We start from the raw sequence: 203 nt of genomic DNA on the forward strand, positions 1-203 counted from the left end.
AGAAAATATACGGCTTCAATGAGCCTTTCCGTTTTACAGGTTCCTCAACAGGCCGGTGGGCCGTTAGTATCATCAATATCAGTATTCGCAAAACCAGATGAATGATTGTTTAAACTGGTGTATTTCTGCCTTTATGCTTCGTAAGTTTGCTGTCGCGCCGTCAGTGCCCAGGCTATTCTGGCCAGCTTGTTTGCCAGAGCACA

Annotated in this window: 1 protein-coding gene; it reads right to left on the reverse strand. The window is 45.8% G+C overall.

Annotated elements, in window-relative coordinates; translation table 11 throughout:
• Window positions 1-131 precede the first annotated feature (131 nt).
• The coding region (locus ACNQ0W_RS25815; protein ID WP_241243335.1) for a hypothetical protein at window positions 132-203 on the reverse strand (72 nt) is incomplete at its 5' end.

Source organism: Enterobacter cloacae complex sp. 6730903 (assembly GCF_048283985.1).
Classification (GTDB): domain Bacteria; phylum Pseudomonadota; class Gammaproteobacteria; order Enterobacterales; family Enterobacteriaceae; genus Enterobacter; species Enterobacter hormaechei_C.